Below are 18,169 nucleotides of genomic sequence, written 5' to 3' on the forward strand. Positions count from 1 at the left end.
ATATCGGCGGGCAGGGCGGTCCGTATCGCCACACGCAAGGACAGAGTGAAAGATCCGCGGTTTAACCCGCCTCGGCCCATTTCATCGGCGCGACATAGACAATGTTGTCGTCCAGGCTGACCATGACGTCGCCGTCCTGAATGTTGACCTGCATCTGCATGGAGCGGCTGGCCAGCTCTGCCAGGGCCTGCGTGTCCGCCTCGGCAAAGCAGGTCACTTCGAGATTGTCGAACCGGCTCGCGCTGCCCTTGATCTTGTCCCACCACATCTCCGCGACGCGCCCGCCATAGGGATAGACGATCACCCGTCCGGCCTTGCTGCAGGATTGCCGCAGCACTTTCTCGCTGGGCAGTCCGAGCGCCACCCAAAGCTCGATTTCGCCGCTCAGGCTTTTCTGCCAGATGTCAGGCTCGTCGTCGGTCGACAGCCCCTTCGTCATTTCCAGGTGCTCGCCTGCATTCAGGGCGAAGGCCAGAAGACGCGCCATCATCCGCTCATCCGTTTCCGAAGGATGCTTGGCGATCGTCAGCTTGTGAGTTTCGTAATAGTGCCGATCCATGTCCGCGACGGACAGCTCGACTTTGTGGATGGTGGCATTCTGCGCCATGATTGGACCGGTCCGCTGGTTTTTGCGTTGCCTACCCCGTGGGCGCGGCTTTGGAAAGCGGCGCGCACAGCCCGCGCGCCGGGCGCGGATGTCTGTCGAGTGGACGTCTGTCGAGGCGGGCGGCCAGTCGCGATCAGGGTCTTCTTGACCCTGTTCATTCGGTGAATTAAGCAACCCTCAGCGGGCGGGTATGGTGTAATGGTAGCGCCCTAGCCTTCCAAGCTAGTCGTGCGGGTTCGATTCCCGCTACCCGCTCCAGATCTTCCCGATATCGCGACCGGCCCGACGCACCCTGCGACCTTAGCGGCAGGTTTTGCGGCTTTCGAAGGCTTGAGGCCCCGCGACCAACCTGCGAAAACCCCATGGGACGACAAGGGGGACCGCATGGCGCGAGGAATGGCGGCAGGCCAGCAAACGGAAGAGCGAGAAGCCTCCAAACGGATTGGTGAACTGGCGCGGCTTTGGCCGTTCCTGGCGCCCTACAAGCTGCTGCTCTCCGCGGCTGCGGTGGCGCTGACCATAACGGCTGCGATATCGCTCGTGCTGCCGCTTGCCGTGCGCCGGGTCGTCGACAATTTCGAGGGCGGCGATGCGGCGATCCTCGATCTCTATTTCTCGGCGGCCCTCGGGATCGCTGGGCTGCTCGCCTTGGGAACGGCCTTGCGCTACGCGCTCGTGACACGTCTGGGCGAACGGGTCGTGGCCGATATCCGCAAGGCGGTCTTCGACAAGGTCATCACGCTGTCGCCCGCCTTCTATGAGAAGATCATGACCGGGGAGGTGCTGAGCCGGATCACGACCGACACCACGCTGATCCTGTCGGTGGTGGGCTCGTCGATCTCCATCGCGCTGCGCAACATCCTGATCTTCATCGGCGGTCTGGTGCTGATGCTTTTCACCTCGTGGAAGCTGACGCTGATGGTGCTGTTGATCGTGCCCGCGGTGATCGTCCCGATCCTCGTCCTGGGCCGCCGGTTGCGCAAGCTCAGCCGCGAGAACCAGGACTGGATCGCGGCCTCTTCGGGCAATGCGTCCGAAGCGCTGTTATCCGTGCAGGCGGTGCAGGCCTTCACCCACGAGACGATCTCTCAGGGGGCCTTCGCGCGCGTCACCGAACAGAGCTTCGATGCCGCCCGACGGCGCATCTGGACGCGGGCCGCGATGACCGCCATTGTGATCTTCCTCGTTTTCTCGGGGATTGTGGGCGTCCTCTGGATGGGGGCCAAGGACGTGCGCATGGGCGAGATGAGCGTCGGCGCGCTGGTGCAATTCGTGATCTATTCGGTGATGGTCGCGGGCTCCGTGGCCGCGCTGTCGGAAGTCATCGGCGAGGTGCAGCGCGCGGCGGGCGCGACCGAGCGGCTGGTGGAGCTTCTGGACAGCGAGGATGCGGTCAGCGACCCGGCCACGCCGGTTGCGCCCCCCGCGCAGGTGCAAGGCGCCATCGGTTTCGAGGATGTCTCCTTCTCCTATCCGTCGCGGCCCGACATCCCGGCACTGGATCACGTCACGCTCGACGTGGCGCCGGGCGAGACGGTCGCGCTCGTGGGGCCCTCGGGCGCGGGCAAGACGACGATCATCCAGTTGCTGCTGCGCTTCTATGATCCGGCCTCGGGGCGCATCACGCTTGATGGTGTGGCGCTCGATGCGATGACGCGCGCGGCGTTCCGGCAGCATATCGCGCTCGTGCCGCAGGACCCCGTGATCTTCGCGGCCTCCGCGCGGGACAATATCCGCTTCGGGCGTCCCGATGCCACCGATGCCGAGATCGAGGCGGCGGCGCGGGCTGCCGCCGCGCATGACTTCATCGCAGCCCTTCCCGAGGGATATGACAGCTGGCTCGGGGAACGCGGCGTGATGCTGTCGGGCGGACAGAAGCAGCGTATCGCAATCGCCCGCGCCATCCTTCGCGACGCGCCGGTGCTTTTGCTTGATGAGGCGACCTCGGCGCTGGATGCGGAAAGCGAACGTGCGGTGCAGGACGCGGTGGACCGTCTGTCCCAGGACCGCACCACGATCATCGTGGCACACCGGCTTGCCACGGTGAAGAAAGCGGACCGGATCGTGGTGATGGAGGGCGGCCGGATCGTGGCGACCGGTCGGCATGATGCACTGGTGGCCGAAGGCGGGCTTTATGCGCGGCTCGCGCGGCTGCAGTTCACTGACGGGATCGCGGCGGAGTAGGGCAGTCTAGCGGGGCGGGCGATGCGGGCCATCGAGGCCCGCCACCCCCGGCGAGAGACGCTGCCTCTCGCGCTCTCCGGAGGTATTTCCGGTCCGGTCGTGACAGGGACGCAGTTTGGGGGCGTGTCAGCTCAGGAAGATGCCGATCACGACAAGCATCAGGCCCAGAACCGACAGCAGCAAGGCGCCGAGGTTCAGCGGTACGACCTTTTGCAATTCGGCCCGCAATTCCGCATCGGGCAGAGATTTCCGGCGCGCCCGCGCGACCTTGACGATGCAGAAAACCAGACCGGCAAGACCTGCCAGCGACATAGCGGCCCCGGCCCAGATCAACGTCTCCATTCCGTCTCTCCCATGCGCAGAGTGTTCCGCCGGGCGCTAAAGGATCGCCATGCTGCGCGCAACCCCTTGCCGCCCGCCCGAGGCCGCGCTACCGGACATGCCTGTTCGACAGGAGGCATTCATGGACGACAATCAGGCATCCGATGGTTACGGCGTCGCCGCAGGCGAGCTGCGGCAATTTATCGAGCGGATGGAGCGGCTCGAGGAAGAGAAGAAGGACATCGCCGAGCAGCAGAAAGAGGTGATGGCCGAGGCCAAGGGCCGTGGCTACGACACCAAGGTCATGCGCAAGGTGATCGCGCTGCGCAAGCGCGATGCGGATGATATCGCCGAGGAGGAAGCGATCCTCGACATGTACAAATCCGCGCTCGGCATGAGCTGAGCCTGTTGGTCCGCCCCCGGGGCGGGCCAGCTCAGAGCGCGCCGCCGAGACGCGCGCGCTCCTCGTCGAGGATACGGGGCGCGTGGCGCGCCGCTTTCAGCGCCGTCGCCGCATCCTGCCCATCGAGCGCCGCGGCCGCCACTTGCGCGAGGCTGTAGGTCGGCACCTGCGTCAGCCCCTTGAGGGCTGCGCGCGCCAGCGACTGCACCGCCAGATAGAGCCCCTGCGCGCCCAGCACGCCCGGACCCGTCGCGGGCGTGCCGTACGCGATCTGGCGGCAGGCCTCCGCATCGGTCGAGAGATACGTGCGGCAGATCATCGGCCGTGCCTCGTAGATGCGGCACATCCGCGTCGCGGGATCGAGCGCGGGGCAGGCCGATTTGTGCCAGTCGCGGCCATCCGGTTGGCCTGCAAGCGGCCTGAGGGCTGCATGCACGTTGCGGGCTTCCGCCTCCAGGATCACGCCGCCATCTTCGCCGGTCAGGATGCAGCAGAAGGCACAGCCCGGCGCGCAGGCGGCATGTTCCACGGGCGAGCCGGGGCGGGTCGCCTGCGCCTGCAATTCCGCGCCGCCGATCCGCAAGGCAGGCACGCCCGCGCGCAGGGATTTCGCGGTGTCCTCGAAGCTTTGCCCATGCGCCTCGGCGGTTTCGAGATAGAGGTCGAGAAGGGCCCGCGCCCGATCGAGTGTCGCGCCATCCGCGTCGGGCTTTCCCGGCAGCTTGAGGCGGGCCAGCGACGTGCGCAGACCTGCAAGATCGCGCGGCGGACGGCGGGTCGCAGCGCGGCTCATGGCGCGATGAAATTCACGCCGGGGATCCGCTCGATCGCCCAGACATCTTCCTCATAGGCGGCACTCAGCGCCTCCGCCCCCGCCTCGTCGAGGCCGGGCAGGTCCAGCTCTTCCTCGATTTCCTCGTCGAGGGCGTATTTATCGAGAAAGGCCACCATGACGCGGCGCTTCTGCCGCTCGTTGATGGTCGGATGCTGGTGCAGATAGGCCCGGAACCGCTTCATGCCTTCGGGATCCATGATCTCGTGCAACAGATCGAACGCGCCCTTGATCTTGCGGTTGGGGTCGATGCCCGCGGCCTCGCGCAGGATCTGCCCCCAGATGATCGGCGTATCCTCGTTGCACCAGCAGGTCACCGGCACGTCCGGATGCGCCGCGCGCAGCCGCTCGATCAGGTGCGACCAGCGGAAATCCTGGGGCGTCGCGCCGTCGAGGAAGGTCTCGAAACTGGGATAATCGCCTTCGCGGAACGCCGCTTGCAGGAAGGGCGCAGGATCGCGCAGGCCAAGAAAGACCTCGAGCCGGTCGCCTTCGAACAGCGTCTTCAGGATGCCCACCCGCTCCTCGGCCTTGCGGTAGGGCAGACCGCCCTGCATCGCGAGGCGGGGCACGGAGAAGAAGTTGGGATGGCTGAGCACGATCCGCGACACGCCATCCGCATCCTCGTCGAGAAGCCCATCGAGCAGGACATCCCGCGCCTCGGGCGCGGCCGTGCCACCGGCGAGCTGATGCGCGGCCTCCGACAGAAGCTGTCGGTAGCGGCTGGGGCCGGGCACAACGGTGCCCGCCTCGCGCAGAAGATCGGCGTTGCGGCTCATGCCCTTGAGGAAGCGGCCCTCATCGGTGAAGTGCACGCCAGCGTGAAGTATTACCTGCATATCTGGGTCTTTTTGTTGCCCGGCGGTGAGACTATAAGCGCTCCCGCGAGCAGTTAAACCGCAAAAGCCCGAGGGGCCGATGACCGCCAGCGATATCACTCCGACCTCCCGCGCCGAGCGCCGCCGCATCTTCAACCCGTGGTCTGCGGGCGCGGTGCTGATCGCGGTTCTGGTGCTGGCGCCGATCCTGGCGGTGATCGGCATCGCCGCCTTCCCGAAAGAGAACATCTGGCCGCATCTCGTCTCGACGACCTTGCCGCGATACCTTTCGACGACGGGTATCCTGATGCTGTCCACGGGCTTCCTGACGGCGCTCGTGGGCACCGGGGCCGCCTGGATGGTGACGCGCTACGAGTTTCCGGGACGACGCTGGCTCGAATGGCTGCTGCTCCTGCCGCTGGCGATCCCGGCCTATGTGGGGGCCTATGCGCTTGTCGATTTCCTGGAATATGCAGGGCCCGTGCAGACCGGATTGCGCGCCCTCTTTGGCTGGCAGGATGCGCGCGATTACTGGTTCCCCGAGATCCGCTCCTTGGGGGCGGCCATCGTGGTGCTGTCGGCGGCGCTCTATCCTTATGTCTACCTTCTGACCCGCGCGGCCTTCCGTGAGCAATCGGGCAGTGCCGAGGAGGTCGCGCAATCGCTGGGCGCGGGCGCCTTCGCGCGCTTCTGGCGCGTGGGGTTGCCGCTGGCGCGCCCGGCCATCGCCGCAGGCTGCGCCATCGTGATGATGGAGGCCGTGAACGACTTCGGAACAGTCGATTATTTCGCCGTCCAGACGCTGACCACGGGCATCTTCTCGGTCTGGCTGCAGGCGGGCAATGCCGGGGGGGCTGCGCAGATTGCCTGCGTGATCCTGGTGCTGATCGTGATGCTCGTGATGCTGGAGCGGTCCTCGCGGCGGCGGATGCGGTTCTTCAACCTATCCTCGCGCCACCGCCCGGCGGAGCGGCGCGCGCTGTCGGGGCGCGCGGCCTGGATTGCCACATTGGCCTGCGCCTTCCCCTTCGCCCTGGGCTTCGTGCTGCCCGCGGCGGTGATCCTCGATCACGCGCTGGCCAATGCCGATGAATGGGTCGATCCGGCACTCGGGCGCGCCATGATGCACACCGTCACCGTGGGGGGCATCGCCGCATTGGTCACGGTCGCGGGCGGTATTTTCATGGTCTACGGCGTACGTCTTTCAGGGCGCAAATTGCCGCGCCTTCTGATGCCGATCACCTCGATCGGCTATGCCGCGCCGGGCGCTGTGCTGGGCGTCGGCATACTTATCCCGCTGGCTTTCATCGACAATGCCGTGGCGGATTTCATTCTCGGTCTGACGGGCGTCGATATCGGGCTTGTCATGACCGGCTCCGCCTTCGCGCTGGTTCTGGCCTATTCGGTGCGCTTCTTTGCCATTGCGCAAGGGGCGGCGGATGCGGCAATGGGCCGGGTGTCGCCCAATCTCGCGCTGGCCGCGCGTTCGCTTGGTCGGGATCGGGGCCAGACGCTGGGGGCGGTGTATTTCCCGCTCATGCGCGGCTCCATCGCCTCCGCGCTGCTTCTGGTCTTCGTGGATTGCGTGAAGGAATTGCCCGCGACGCTGCTTTTGCGGCCCTTCAACTACGAGACGCTCGCCACCCGCGTGCATCAGCAGGCGAGCCTGGAAAACCTAGGCGGGGCGGCCCCCGCCGCGATGCTGGTGATCCTCGTCGGTCTGTTGGCCGTGGGGCTTCTGGCGCGGGCGAACAGGTGAGCCTCTAGCGAACCACCACTTCATCTGGGCGCAAAAGCCCAAGAACGTCGCGCGCGCGTTCATCGAGAAGATCGAGATCGAGGTAATCGTCCGACAAGCGATGCGTGAGGTTTTCCATCCGCACAACCTCCGCCTCGAGCTTTGCCAGCTCGACACGCAGGGCATCGGCCTCGACCTCGATCTCTGCCCGCCGGAACAGGCCGTAATCGCCCTGCACAGCCGCAAAGGTGAAATACGCCCCGACCGAGAGAAGGAGTGCGAAAAACAAGAGCCCGCCAAGGGCCGGACGCGTGCGGTTGGTCATCGATCTGCCTCGAATGGCGCCTCTTCAGGGCGGTGCGGGATGACTATGCCACGGCCGAAGAGGCGGGGGAATCCCCCGCGTGCGGGGTGTTACCCCAATGCCGCAACCCCGGGCAGGGTCTTGCCCTCCATCCATTCGAGGAACGCGCCGCCCGCGGTGGAGATATAGCTGAACCGCTCCGCCGCTCCTGCCTTGTTGAGGGCTGCGACCGTATCCCCGCCGCCTGCCACGGAGACGAGTGCGCCCTGCGCGGTCAGGTCCGCCGCATAATCAGCCGCGGCATTGGTCGCCGCATCGAACGGGGCGATTTCGAACGCGCCGAGCGGGCCGTTCCAGATCAGGGTTTCCGCGCGATCGAAGACCGATTTGATATGGGCGACGCTGTCCGGGCCGGCATCGAGGATCATCGCATCCTCCGGGCAGTCCTCGGCTTTGACGGTCTCGCTCGCGGCGCCTGCCTTGAACTCACGCGCCACCACGACATCGCGGGGCAGCAGAATTTCGCAGCCTCCAGAGGCCGCCTTTTCGGCGATCTCGCGCGCGGTCGGCGCCATGTCATGCTCACACAGCGAAGCGCCCACGCCCACCCCCTGCGCGGCGAGGAACGTGTTGGCCATACCGCCGCCGATGATCAGGATGTCGACTTTTTCAACGAGGTTCGACAGCAGATCGAGCTTGGTGGATACTTTCGCGCCACCCACGACCGCGGCGACGGGACGTTTCGGATCGCCGAGCGCGGCTTCGAGCGCCGAGAGCTCCGCGGCCATCAGCCGACCTGCGCAGGATGGAAGATGATGCGCGATGCCTTCGGTGGAGGCGTGCGCGCGGTGCGCTGCCGAAAAGGCATCGTTCACGTAAACATCCCCCAAGGCGGCCATTTCCGCGGCGAGCGCGGCATCGTTTTTCTCTTCGCCCGGATGAAAGCGGGTATTCTCCAACAAGAGCACCTCTCCCGGTTGCAGTGCGGCAATCGCAGCTTCCGCGGCGGGACCACGGCAATCGGCCGCGAAAACAACCTCCGCGCCGATATGCTCCGCCAGGGTCGGAACCAGCGGTTGCAGGCTCATCTCGTCGACCCGCTGGCCCTTCGGGCGCCCGAAATGGGCCATCAGGATCGGCTTGCCGCCCTTGTCGAGGATATCCCGGATCGTGGGAACGATCCGTTCGATCCGCGTGGCGTCGGTCACTCTCCCGTTTTCCACGGGCACGTTGATATCGACGCGGGTCAGGACGTTCTTGCCGTCGAGGTCCATGTCGTCGAGGGATTTCCAGGCCATCGTCATCGTCCTTTGTGGCGAATGTTGCCGAACATCTCGCAAGCCCGCGCGCCCGCGTCAACGGCCCTGCCTTGCGGCCCGGTGGGCGGCCCGCTACCTAGGAGGCAACCAGCGAAACAGGGAGACGCCACATGGCCGAGATCAAAGACCCCGAAAACACCATCCTGATCGAGTTGAAAGACGGCACCGTAACAGTCGAACTTATGCCGGATATCGCGCCGCAGCATGTCGCGCGCATGAAGGAATTGGCCCGCTCGGGTGCCTATGACAACGTTGTTTTCCACCGTGTGATTGATGGCTTCATGGCTCAGACGGGTGATGTGGCAAACGGCAACGCCGAAAAGGATTTCAACCTCCGGATGGCAGGGACGGGCAGTTCGGACCTGCCGAACGTACCGGCCGAGTTCAGCCGTATCCCCCATGATCGCGGAACGATCGGTGCGGCGCGCAGCCAGAACCCGAATTCTGCAAACTCGCAATTCTTCATCAACTTCAAGGACAACCACTTCTTGAACGGTCAATACACGGTGTATGGACGCGTCTTGTCCGGCATGGAGCATGTCGACGCCATCACGCGTGGCGAGCCGCCTGCAGATCCGGATCGCATGATTTCCGTCAAGGTGGCCGCAGATGCGTAACCTCGTTCTTGCCGTAGCGCTCTGCGCAGGAGGGCCCGCCCTGTCCACGGGCCTCGAGATCGATATCGCGGGCGAGGGCGCAACCGGGACGATCACGGTCGATCTGTTCGAGGATGTCGCGCCGCAACATGTTGAGCGGATCACCACGCTGGCGGCTGACGGTTCCTACGACGGGGTTGTTTTCCACCGCGTGATCGACGGGTTCATGGCGCAGACGGGCGACGTGGAGTTCGGCCGCATCGGAGGCGATATGCGCATGGCAGGGCGGGGCGGCTCCGACCTTCCGGACCTTCCTGCCGAATTCTCCGATCTCAGCTTCGAGCGTGGCGTGATCGGCATGGCACGGGCGCAATCGCCAGACAGCGCGAATTCCCAGTTCTTCATCATGTTTGCCCCGGGTGAATTCCTGAATGGTCAGTACACGATCGTTGGTGAAGTGACCGAAGGCATGGATGTCGTGGATGCGATCAAGCGGGGACAAGGCCAGAACGGTGCGGTCATCGGAGAGCCGGATCGCATGACCGAGGTCCGCGTCACCGAATAAGACGCGGGCGTTGCGGACTATTTCAGTGGGTTGACCGCGCCGCGTTTTTCGCGCGGGCGGATCCTCATAGAGAAAGCGATACCAAGAGGCGCCACCCCGATGTGGCGCCTCTTTTCTCGGTGGATACCGAGTTTCTCGCTCTTGAAAGTTAAACTCTGGCGATTGGCGGTGACATGGTGTGATGCCCCTTGGCAGCTCACGGTCCTCGCGATCACCAGTGTTTGAGTGCACAGCAAAATCTACACTGCGCGAATCGGACATTGCCGAAAACTCGGACCGAGGCCGGTGACTCGAAAGCGAGGTCACGGACTGCAACGGGGTTTTCTCCAGTACAATGATTTCAGAGCGTTGCGCGCTCCGAAAAGCTGGGTGCCGGGCTCGTAGCTAGCACACCAATTGACCCAAGATTCGAAACATCACGCCGTTCATCGTTTGTTCTTTACGGAAATTCAATAAACAGGCCGTTAATGTCAGGGCATGGAAACGCTCATTCGACAATTGCTGCGGATATTCACGCTTGTTGCAAGCTTCGGCGCAGGCGTGGCTGCAAGCAACCCGCGCCGAAACGGCGTGCATTCATACTGGGACGATTCAATCGGTCAGTTTTACCAGCGCATGGCGCTTTTTGCCCGCCGACAACTTGATCGGCGACGACAGGGCATCGCGGTCAAGCATCAGCCCAACATCGGTGACGGGCGCATCGTCCATCCGCGCACCATTGTCCGAGATCAGGCGCTTCGCCTCCTTCCCGGACTTTGCGAGGCCAGACCGGACGATCAGTTGAATAATCGAGATGCCGCCTTCCACGTCCTGCGCCGCAAGTTCCAATGTGGGCAGGTCGTCGCCAGCACCACCTTTCTCGAACACCTCGCGTGCCGTGGCTTTCGCCGCCGCGGCCGCCTCCGCGCCATGACAAAGCGTCGTGATCTCGTCGGCCAAGACGATCTTGGACTCGTTGATCTCCGCACCGCCCAACGCTCCAAGGCGCGCACATTCGTCGACAGGAAGCTCGGTGTAGAGCTTCAGAAACCGTGCCACGTCGGCATCCATCGTGTTCCGCCAGAACTGCCAGAATTCGTAGGGCGAGCGCATGTCTGCGTTAAGCCAGATGGCGCCGTTGGCCGTTTTGCCCATCTTCTTGCCGTCTGCGGTCGTCAGGAGCGGCGTGGTCAATCCATAGATCTCGTGATCCAGAACGCGCCGCGTCAGGTCGATCCCGTTGACGATATTGCCCCATTGGTCGGAGCCGCCGAATTGCGCGAGGCAGCCGTAGCGTCGATTGAGCTCAAGGAAATCATATGCCTGCAGGATCATGTAGTTGAACTCGAGAAACGACAGCGACTGCTCCCGATCGAGACGCGACTTCACGCTCTCGAAGGAGAGCATCCGGTTGACGGAAAAATGGCGCCCGATGTCGCGCAGGAAATCGAGATAATTCAAATCGTCCAGCCACTCGGCGTTGTTCAGCATCAGCGCGTCCGTGGCGCCCTCACCGTAGGTCAGGTACTTGGCGAAGACCTGCTTGATCCCGGCGATGTTGTCGTCGATCTGAGCATTCGTCAGCAGCGGACGTTCGTCTGCGCGGAAGGAGGGATCGCCCACCTTTGTGGTCCCGCCGCCCATCAGCGTGATCGGCTTTCCGCCGGTTTTCTGGAGCCAGCGCAACGTCATGATCTGGATCAGCGATCCCACATGCAGCGACTGCGCGGTCGCGTCAAAGCCGATATATCCCGGAACCACGCCTTTTGTCAGCGCCGCGTCGAAGCCCTGATAATCGGTGCAGTCGGCAAGAAAGCCGCGTTCCATCATGACGTGCATGAAGTCCGATTTGGGGTGGTAGGTCATGGTCTTTCCTTCCGCATTCCGCCGCTGCGATATACTGCTTGCATCAATGGTTTGAAAACCGGTTTTCGCAGGTGGCGACGGAGCAGGAATGAATTCGAAAACAGGCGGGCCACTTTGGGCTCTGGGCACGATGTCCGGAACGTCGCTGGACGGCGTGGATGCGGCGATGATCCAGACCGACGGCGTGACGATCACCGCTTTCGGAGAGACGGGATATCGCGCCTATACCGAGGCGGAGGCCCGGATCTTGCGCGCAGCACTTGGCGCCTGGCCGGATGACGCGCCGACCGGACCTGCAAAGGAAATCGTGGAAAACGCGCATATCGAACTGATCGGCACCATCCCCGGCGCGGATATCGTGGGGTTTCACGGACAGACATTGGCGCATGAACCAAAAGGCCGGGGCACGCACCAGACGGGTGACGGCAGTATTCTCGCCGAAGCGCTCGGCCTTCCGGTCGTTTGGGATTTCAGAAGTTCGGACGTCCAACTCGGAGGCGAGGGCGCTCCTCTGGCGCCTTTCTACCATTTCGCCTGTGCCAAGTGGATCGGCGCGACGCGACCACTGGCGTTTCTCAATCTCGGCGGCATCGGCAATCTGACCTGGATCGACCCGTCCAAACCCGCGCCCGACGAGCCTGGTGCGTGCCTTGCCTTCGATACCGGGCCCGCAAACGCCCCCATCAATGACCTCATGCAGGAACGCCGTGGCCTGGCCTTCGATCGCGATGGAGAACTTGCCGCTGGCGGTGCGGTCGTCGATGGCGCGCTGGAGCTGTTCCTGGAGGAAGCCTACTTCCGAAAGATGCCGCCCAAGTCACTAGATCGAAATGACTTTTCCTTGATGCTCGACCTCGTGCGCGAGTTGGACGATGCGGATGCGGCCGCCACGATGACGGCGATGGCGGCCGCGGCGGTCATGCAGGGCATTGAGCATTGTCCAGCGCCGCCCGAACGACTTCTGGTAACAGGGGGCGGCCGAAAGAACCCGGTCATGATGCGGATGCTGGCCGCCGGGCTCGACTGCGCGGTCGAACCGGTCGAAGCGGTCGGCCTCGACGGCGATATGCTGGAAGCCCAGGCATTCGGATTCCTGGCCGTGCGTGTCTTGCGAGGCCTGCCCACTTCGGGGCCGTCAACGACCGGTGTGCGTGCGCTCGTCGGCGGGGGTGAGGTCTCGCGGCCACAGGGATAGATCGGCAATGCGCGCGGCATCTTTGCGGCCTTTCGCTTGCACGTCGTGCATGCACTATTTCCGGATGCAAGGAGCTGCCGCTTATGCCAATTCAAACCGTGCATCGCGCCCGTGACCGCGGTGTCGAACCGATCTCGTTGCGCTTCGCAGAGGGGGGAAGGTCTGATGCCTGTATCACGCGCGGATGTCCTGCATAGAATGGGACGCCAAGAAATATGAGCTTCCCGTTCACACTGCAGAATCCGGTTGAGCATGGCGGCGCGCCGCCCTCACGGACCGGCATCGTCGTGATTGGCGGTGGCGTGATCGGCGTGGCGACGGCGCTTTATCTGGCGCGGGTAGGCCACGACGTGGCGCTTCTGGAAAAAGGCCGCATCGCGGCTGAACAATCCTCCAGGAACTGGGGCTGGATCCGCGTTCAGGGCCGCGACATGGCTGAAATCCCGGTCGCCCAGGACGCACAGCGCCTGTGGCAGGACCTCGATCGCGACTGCAAGGGCCGCCTTGGCCTGCGCGAAATCGGGGTGCATTACCTGACCCGCAGCGAAAAGAGCCTAGCGAATTACGCGAACTGGCTGGAAGCGGCGCGCGCCCATGGCGTCAGCTCGAAACTCATGTCAGCCAAGGACATTGCCGAGACTTTGCCGGGCGCTGCATCGGACTGGATCGGCGGGCTTTACACGCCCACCGACATGAAGGCCGAGCCCTGGGTCGCGGTGCCGGAGCTTGCGCGTCTCGCGGCACAGGAAGGTGCGCGGATCGTGGAGCGTTGCGCGACCCGTGCGCTCGATATCGAGGCGGGTCGCGTCGTCGGGGTGGTGACCGAACGGGGCCGCGTCAAAGCCGATGCGGTCGTGTTGGCAGGCGGGGCCTGGTCGGCGCTCTTGCTGCGGCGGCACGGTGTGACGATCCCGCAATTGTCCGTCCGCTCAACAGCGCTCGAGACCGGGCCCATGCCGCAAGTCACCGGGACCGCGGGCGTCGATGACCGCATGGCCTTCCGTCCGCGCGAGGATGGTGGCTACACCCTGGCCCCCTCGACCCTGTCGGAGCTTTACCTCGGCCCGGACGCGTTGCGGGCCACGCGGAAATACCTGCCGGTGCTCCGCCAGGGCGGCTTCGAGGTGAAGTTGCGCGCCCGTGCGCCAGAGGGCTATCCCGACGCCTGGTCCACGCCCCGCCAATGGTCCGAGGATCAGGCCTCACCATTCGAGGCGATGCGCATCCTCAGCCCCGAACCCAATCGCGACAAGGCCGCGAGTGCCGCGGCAGCCTTTGCGGCGGCTTTTCCTGAAGCCGGAGAGGTCGGCATTCGGACCGCCTGGGCGGGCATGATCGATGTCCTGCCGGATGTCGTTCCGGTCGTGGATCAAGTGGCGCCCTTGCCGGGACTGGTCGTGGCGACGGGCATGTGCGGGCATGGCTTCGGGGCGGGCCCGGCCTTCGGGCGGATTGCCGCGGCGCTGGCGACCGGCGAGACGCCGGGCCACGACCTCGACCGCTTCCGTTTCGGGCGTTTTTCCGACGGCTCCCGCATGGTGCCGGGGCCAAACCTGTAAGCTCTCTTGCAGGGCGCCGGGCCTTGGGGCAGGGTCGCGCCACACCCCAGCAAGGAGTTGCTCGATGCCGGTCAAGAACCGAATTGCCGAGATGCATGACGAGATCGCCGCCTGGCGGCGCGACCTTCACCAGCACCCCGAAATCCTTTTCGAGACACACCGCACCGCGGCCTTCGTTGCCGAAAAGCTGCGCGCATTCGGATGTGACGAGGTGGTCGAGGGCATCGGCCGCACCGGTGTCGTGGGCGTGATCCGGGGCAAATCGAACGCGTCCGCCCGAACGGTCGGCTTGCGCGCGGATATGGACGCGCTTCCGATCGAGGAGGCGACGGGGCTCGACTATGCCTCGAAAACGCCGGGCGCGATGCATGCCTGCGGGCATGATGGGCATACCGCGATGCTTCTGGGTGCTGCGCAATACCTCGCGGAGACGCGGAATTTCGACGGCACTTGCGTGGTCATCTTCCAGCCCGCCGAAGAGGGCGGCGGCGGCGGGCGCGAGATGTGCCGGGACGGGCTGATGGCGCGCTGGAATATCGGAGAAGTCTACGGCATGCACAATTGGCCGGGTATGCCGCTGGGCCAGTTCGCGATCCGTCCGGGACCGTTCTTCGCCGCCACGGACCTCTTCGAGATCGTGATCGAAGGGCAGGGCGGACATGCGGCCAAGCCGCACCAGACGATCGATCCGGTCGTGGCAGCCGCGCAGGTGGTGACCGCGGCGCAATCCATCGCTGCGCGCAATGCCGATCCGGTGGAGCAGCTGGTGGTCTCTGTGACCTCGTTTGAAACCTCGTCCAAGGCGTTCAACGTGATCCCGCAGCGGGTCATGCTGAAAGGCACGGTGCGCACCCTGAGCCAGGAGATGCGCGATCTGGCCGAAACCCGCCTGACCGCCATCGCGGAGCACACGGCGCTGGCCATGGGCTGCACCGCCAAGGTCGATTACCAGCGCAATTACCCCGTGATGGTGAACACCGATGCGGAGACGGAATTCGCGGCCGAAGCCGGGCGCGCCGTGTCGGGCCAATGTGACGACGCGCCGCTGATCATGGGGGGCGAGGATTTCGCCTTCATGCTGGAAGAGCGGCCGGGGGCCTATATCCTCGTGGGCAATGGCGACAGCGCGGACGTGCATCACCCGGAATACAACTTCAACGATGATGCGATCCCGGCGGGCGCGTCTTTCTGGGCGGAACTGGTGGAGCGGCGATTGCCTGCCGCCTGACGCGCCGCCCGTGATCCAGAGGTCCGCGCGCGCAAGGCGCGCGGGCATGTCTGGCCGTCTGATCGTGCCGATCATCCGGGCGGATTGGGGCGCTGCCCCAAACCCCGGCGGTTTTCGGGAAAGGTGAAGCGGGGGCGAGCGCGCCTGTTCGCGGGGTTCGCGCGGATCCGGCATGCGGGACCCGCCCGGTGCCGGAACGAGGGTGCCTTGCCCCTCGGGATGCGCCGCCTTATGTCTTGGCCCAACCGGAACGCGACAGGGAGCCCGCGCCACATGCAGACGCCCTATTACCTGATCGACAAATCCCGTCTTCAGCCCAACATGGAAAAGATCGCCTGGCTGCGCGAGGCCTCGGGCGCCAAGTCGCTCCTGGCGCTCAAGTGTTTCGCCACATGGGGCGTGTTCGATTTCATGTCGGAATACATGGACGGCTCGACCTCGTCCTCCTTGTTCGAGGTGAAGCTCGGCGCGGAGAAATTCGGCGGCGAGACCCATGCCTATTCCGTGGCCTGGGCCGATCACGAGATCGACGAGGTGATGCAGGTCTCCGACAAGGTGATCTTCAACACCGCCGCGCAATTGCGCCGGTTCGAGACGCAATCCGCGGGTCACAAGCGCGGATTGCGGGTCAATCCCGGCATCTCGACCTCGGAATTCGACCTCGCCGATCCTGCGCGGCCCTTTTCGCGGCTCGGAGAGCACGACCCCAAGGATATCGAACCGGTGGCCGACATGGTCTCGGGCTTCATGTTTCACAACAATTGCGAGAATGCGGATTTCGACCGTTTCGACGCGATGCTGGGGCAGATCGAAGACTGCTTCGGGCACCTGATCCGCCGCATGGACTGGATCAGCCTCGGCGGCGGCATTCATTTCACCGGAGAGGGTTACCCGCTGGAGCGGTTCGCCGAACGGCTCAAGCGCTTTGCCGGAGAGAACGGCGTTCAGGTCTATCTCGAACCCGGAGAAGCGGCGATCACCGGCTCCACCACGCTCGAAGTGACGGTGCTCGACACGCTCAACAACGGCAAGAACCTGGCCATCGTCGACAGCTCGGTCGAGGCGCATATGCTCGATCTCCTGATCTATCGCGAAAGCGGGAAGATGGCGGAGACCGGCGATCAGCCCTGGCAGATCTGCGGCAAATCCTGCCTTGCGGGCGATATCTTCGGTGAGTTCCGCTTCCCGAAAACCCTGCAGCCCGGCGACCGGCTGTCGATCGAGGATGCGGGCGGCTATACCATGGTGAAGAAGAACTGGTTCAACGGCGTGCAGATGCCCGCCATCGCCATCCGAGAACTCGACGGGACGGAGCGCCTGGTGCGCGGTTTCGGCTACGAGGATTTCCGCGCCGCGCTGTCCTGAGCCGGCCAAACCCACCCGAACATTCAAGGGGGTTTCAAACGTGACCCAATCGACACTCATCATCGGCGCGGGCGGTGTAGCCCAGGTCGTGGCCCATAAATGCGCGCAGAACAATGACGTGCTGGGCGATCTTCACATCGCCTCGCGCACCAGGTCGAAATGCGACGCGATCATTGCCTCGGTGCATGAAAAGGGCGCCATGAAAGAGGATGGCGTCTTCGAGGCGCACCAGGTCGATGCGAAGGACACCGCCGCCGTGGCCGACCTGATCCGCAAGACCAAGGCGGAGATCGTGATCAATGTGGGCTCGGCCTTCGTGAACATGTACGTGCTCGATGCCTGCATCGAGACGGGGGCGGCCTATATCGACACGGCGATCCACGAAGAGCCCGACAAGATCTGCGAGACCCCGCCCTGGTACGCCAATTACGAGTGGAAGAAGCGCGATCTCTGCGCCGAGAAGGGCGTGACCGCGATCCTTGGTGCGGGTTTCGATCCGGGCGTGGTGAACGCCTTCGCGCGCTATGCCATCGACGAATACATGGATGAGGTGAAGTCCATCGATATTGTCGACATCAATGCAGGCTCGCACGGCAAGTATTTTGCGACGAATTTTGATCCCGAGATCAATTTCCGCGAATTCACCGGCGTCGTCTATTACTGGGAAGACGGCCAGTGGAAAGAGACCACGATGTTCGCCTCGGGTCACGATTGGGACCTGCCTGTCGTGGGCACCCAGCGGGCCTACCAGTCGGGCCATGACGAGGTGCATTCGCTGGCCACCAACTACCCGCAGGCGGATGTGCGTTTCTGGATGGGCTTCGGCGATCACTACATCAACGTGTTTACCGTGCTGAAAAACCTCGGACTTCTGTCCGAGCAGCCGGTCACGCTGGCCGAAGGGACGGAGGTTGTGCCGCTGAAGGTCGTGAAGGCCTGTCTGCCCGACCCGTCGAGCCTTGCGCCCAACTATACCGGCAAGACCTGCATCGGCGATCTGGTGAAGGGCACCAAGGACGGTCAGCCCTCCGAGGTGTTCGTCTACAACGTGGCAGATCACAAGGAAGCCTATGAGGAGGTTGGATCGCAGGGCATCTCCTACACGGCCGGGGTGCCGCCGGTGGCAGCTGCGATCCTGATCGCCAAGGGGGATTGGGACGCCAAGGCGATGAAAAACGTCGAGGAAATGGACCCCAAGCCGTTCTTCACGGAGCTTGACCGCATGGGCCTGCCGACCCGCGTTCTGGAAGGTGGCCTTGGCGGCACCGACAAGGCCTGGAACGCCTGAGA

Annotated in this window: 17 protein-coding genes and 1 tRNA gene; 11 read left to right on the forward strand and 7 right to left on the reverse strand. The window is 64.2% G+C overall.

Features of this window, described 5'->3' with window-relative positions; all coding sequences use genetic code 11:
• Window positions 1-61: 61 nt before the first annotated feature.
• Window positions 62-607 (reverse strand): YaeQ family protein, encoded by a 546-nt coding sequence (locus FIV09_RS04700; protein ID WP_152448911.1) that lies wholly within the window; start codon window positions 605-607, stop codon window positions 62-64.
• Between the two features lie 184 nt (window positions 608-791).
• Between FIV09_RS04700 and FIV09_RS04705 the strand changes: the two genes are divergently transcribed.
• Window positions 792-865 (forward strand) — tRNA-Gly (locus FIV09_RS04705).
• 126 nt (window positions 866-991) lie between these two features.
• On the forward strand, window positions 992-2,791 hold the full coding sequence (locus tag FIV09_RS04710) for an ABC transporter transmembrane domain-containing protein (protein WP_152448912.1): 1,800 nt from the start codon (window positions 992-994) through the stop codon (window positions 2,789-2,791).
• 126 nt (window positions 2,792-2,917) lie between these two features.
• On the opposite strand, the gene FIV09_RS04715 is transcribed toward FIV09_RS04710, so the two are convergent.
• Window positions 2,918-3,133, reverse strand: coding sequence for a hypothetical protein (locus FIV09_RS04715; protein ID WP_152448913.1), 216 nt, complete (start codon window positions 3,131-3,133; stop codon window positions 2,918-2,920).
• A gap of 121 nt (window positions 3,134-3,254) precedes the next feature.
• Here FIV09_RS04715 and FIV09_RS04720 point away from each other — a divergent pair, with 121 nt between their 5' ends.
• On the forward strand, window positions 3,255-3,515 hold the full coding sequence (locus FIV09_RS04720) for a DUF2312 domain-containing protein (RefSeq protein WP_152448914.1): 261 nt from the start codon (window positions 3,255-3,257) through the stop codon (window positions 3,513-3,515).
• Between the two features lie 31 nt (window positions 3,516-3,546).
• On the opposite strand, the gene FIV09_RS04725 is transcribed toward FIV09_RS04720, so the two are convergent.
• Both FIV09_RS04725 and FIV09_RS04730 read right to left on the reverse strand, forming a co-directional pair.
• Window positions 3,547-4,308 carry a YkgJ family cysteine cluster protein gene (locus tag FIV09_RS04725; protein WP_152448915.1) on the reverse strand — a complete coding sequence of 254 codons (762 nt, stop codon included), beginning with the start codon at window positions 4,306-4,308 and terminating at the stop codon, window positions 3,547-3,549.
• Window positions 4,305-5,186: a hypothetical protein gene (locus FIV09_RS04730; RefSeq protein WP_152448916.1), complete on the reverse strand. Its 882-nt coding sequence runs from the start codon at window positions 5,184-5,186 to the stop codon at window positions 4,305-4,307. The genes FIV09_RS04725 and FIV09_RS04730 overlap by 4 nt, the downstream gene beginning before the upstream one ends.
• A gap of 79 nt (window positions 5,187-5,265) precedes the next feature.
• Here FIV09_RS04730 and FIV09_RS04735 point away from each other — a divergent pair, with 79 nt between their 5' ends.
• Window positions 5,266-6,924, forward strand: a complete 1,659-nt coding sequence (locus FIV09_RS04735; RefSeq protein WP_152448917.1) for an iron ABC transporter permease — start codon at window positions 5,266-5,268, stop codon at window positions 6,922-6,924.
• Window positions 6,925-6,928: 4 nt separating this feature from the next.
• Here the strand turns inward: FIV09_RS04735 and FIV09_RS04740 are convergent, their stop codons facing one another.
• Both FIV09_RS04740 and pgk read right to left on the reverse strand, forming a co-directional pair.
• The gene (locus FIV09_RS04740) at window positions 6,929-7,228 is read right to left on the reverse strand and encodes a septum formation initiator family protein (protein WP_152448918.1); all 300 of its coding nucleotides are present in this window, start codon (window positions 7,226-7,228) and stop codon (window positions 6,929-6,931) included.
• Between the two features lie 89 nt (window positions 7,229-7,317).
• Complete coding sequence (pgk, locus tag FIV09_RS04745; protein ID WP_152448919.1) at window positions 7,318-8,505, reverse strand: phosphoglycerate kinase; 1,188 nt, start codon at window positions 8,503-8,505, stop codon at window positions 7,318-7,320.
• Between the two features lie 131 nt (window positions 8,506-8,636).
• Here pgk and FIV09_RS04750 point away from each other — a divergent pair, with 131 nt between their 5' ends.
• Window positions 8,637-9,143 (forward strand): peptidylprolyl isomerase, encoded by a 507-nt coding sequence (locus FIV09_RS04750; RefSeq protein WP_152448920.1) that lies wholly within the window; start codon window positions 8,637-8,639, stop codon window positions 9,141-9,143.
• On the forward strand, window positions 9,136-9,687 hold the full coding sequence (locus FIV09_RS04755; RefSeq protein ID WP_152448921.1) for a peptidylprolyl isomerase: 552 nt from the start codon (window positions 9,136-9,138) through the stop codon (window positions 9,685-9,687). Before FIV09_RS04750 ends, FIV09_RS04755 begins: the two co-directional genes overlap by 8 nt.
• A 591-nt stretch (window positions 9,688-10,278) precedes the next feature.
• Here the strand turns inward: FIV09_RS04755 and tyrS are convergent.
• The gene (tyrS, locus tag FIV09_RS04765; RefSeq protein WP_152448923.1) at window positions 10,279-11,532 is read right to left on the reverse strand and encodes a tyrosine--tRNA ligase; all 1,254 of its coding nucleotides are present in this window, start codon (window positions 11,530-11,532) and stop codon (window positions 10,279-10,281) included.
• Between the two features lie 88 nt (window positions 11,533-11,620).
• On the opposite strand from tyrS, the gene FIV09_RS04770 reads away from it, so the two are divergent.
• The 5 genes from FIV09_RS04770 (at window position 11,621) to FIV09_RS04790 (ending at window position 18,167) form a co-directional block, all read left to right on the forward strand.
• The gene (locus FIV09_RS04770; protein ID WP_152448924.1) at window positions 11,621-12,727 is read left to right on the forward strand and encodes an anhydro-N-acetylmuramic acid kinase; all 1,107 of its coding nucleotides are present in this window, start codon (window positions 11,621-11,623) and stop codon (window positions 12,725-12,727) included.
• A gap of 215 nt (window positions 12,728-12,942) precedes the next feature.
• Window positions 12,943-14,286: an FAD-binding oxidoreductase gene (locus tag FIV09_RS04775; RefSeq protein WP_152448925.1), complete on the forward strand. Its 1,344-nt coding sequence runs from the start codon at window positions 12,943-12,945 to the stop codon at window positions 14,284-14,286.
• 64 nt (window positions 14,287-14,350) lie between these two features.
• On the forward strand, window positions 14,351-15,514 hold the full coding sequence (locus FIV09_RS04780; protein ID WP_152448926.1) for a M20 aminoacylase family protein: 1,164 nt from the start codon (window positions 14,351-14,353) through the stop codon (window positions 15,512-15,514).
• A 273-nt stretch (window positions 15,515-15,787) separates the two neighbouring features.
• A complete protein-coding gene (locus FIV09_RS04785) occupies window positions 15,788-16,879 on the forward strand; it encodes a carboxynorspermidine decarboxylase (protein ID WP_152448927.1) in 1,092 nt (363 codons plus the stop codon).
• 40 nt (window positions 16,880-16,919) lie between these two features.
• Window positions 16,920-18,167 carry a saccharopine dehydrogenase family protein gene (locus tag FIV09_RS04790; protein WP_152448928.1) on the forward strand — a complete coding sequence of 416 codons (1,248 nt, stop codon included), beginning with the start codon at window positions 16,920-16,922 and terminating at the stop codon, window positions 18,165-18,167.
• Window positions 18,168-18,169: the final 2 nt, after the last annotated feature.

It is taken from the genome of Roseivivax sp. THAF197b (assembly GCF_009363255.1).
Lineage (GTDB): Bacteria > Pseudomonadota > Alphaproteobacteria > Rhodobacterales > Rhodobacteraceae > Roseivivax.

Coding starts and splice junctions, on each gene's coding strand:
- FIV09_RS04700 (WP_152448911.1), bottom strand. CDS start 607: ATGGCGCAGAATGCCACCATCCACAAAGTCGAGCTGTCCGTCGCGGAC.
- FIV09_RS04710 (WP_152448912.1), top strand. CDS start 992: ATGGCGCGAGGAATGGCGGCAGGCCAGCAAACGGAAGAGCGAGAAGCC.
- FIV09_RS04715 (WP_152448913.1), bottom strand. CDS start 3,133: ATGGAGACGTTGATCTGGGCCGGGGCCGCTATGTCGCTGGCAGGTCTT.
- FIV09_RS04720 (WP_152448914.1), top strand. CDS start 3,255: ATGGACGACAATCAGGCATCCGATGGTTACGGCGTCGCCGCAGGCGAG.
- FIV09_RS04725 (WP_152448915.1), bottom strand. CDS start 4,308: ATGAGCCGCGCTGCGACCCGCCGTCCGCCGCGCGATCTTGCAGGTCTG.
- FIV09_RS04730 (WP_152448916.1), bottom strand. CDS start 5,186: ATGCAGGTAATACTTCACGCTGGCGTGCACTTCACCGATGAGGGCCGC.
- FIV09_RS04735 (WP_152448917.1), top strand. CDS start 5,266: ATGACCGCCAGCGATATCACTCCGACCTCCCGCGCCGAGCGCCGCCGC.
- FIV09_RS04740 (WP_152448918.1), bottom strand. CDS start 7,228: ATGACCAACCGCACGCGTCCGGCCCTTGGCGGGCTCTTGTTTTTCGCA.
- pgk (WP_152448919.1), bottom strand. CDS start 8,505: ATGGCCTGGAAATCCCTCGACGACATGGACCTCGACGGCAAGAACGTC.
- FIV09_RS04750 (WP_152448920.1), top strand. CDS start 8,637: ATGGCCGAGATCAAAGACCCCGAAAACACCATCCTGATCGAGTTGAAA.
- FIV09_RS04755 (WP_152448921.1), top strand. CDS start 9,136: ATGCGTAACCTCGTTCTTGCCGTAGCGCTCTGCGCAGGAGGGCCCGCC.
- tyrS (WP_152448923.1), bottom strand. CDS start 11,532: ATGACCTACCACCCCAAATCGGACTTCATGCACGTCATGATGGAACGC.
- FIV09_RS04770 (WP_152448924.1), top strand. CDS start 11,621: ATGAATTCGAAAACAGGCGGGCCACTTTGGGCTCTGGGCACGATGTCC.
- FIV09_RS04775 (WP_152448925.1), top strand. CDS start 12,943: ATGAGCTTCCCGTTCACACTGCAGAATCCGGTTGAGCATGGCGGCGCG.
- FIV09_RS04780 (WP_152448926.1), top strand. CDS start 14,351: ATGCCGGTCAAGAACCGAATTGCCGAGATGCATGACGAGATCGCCGCC.
- FIV09_RS04785 (WP_152448927.1), top strand. CDS start 15,788: ATGCAGACGCCCTATTACCTGATCGACAAATCCCGTCTTCAGCCCAAC.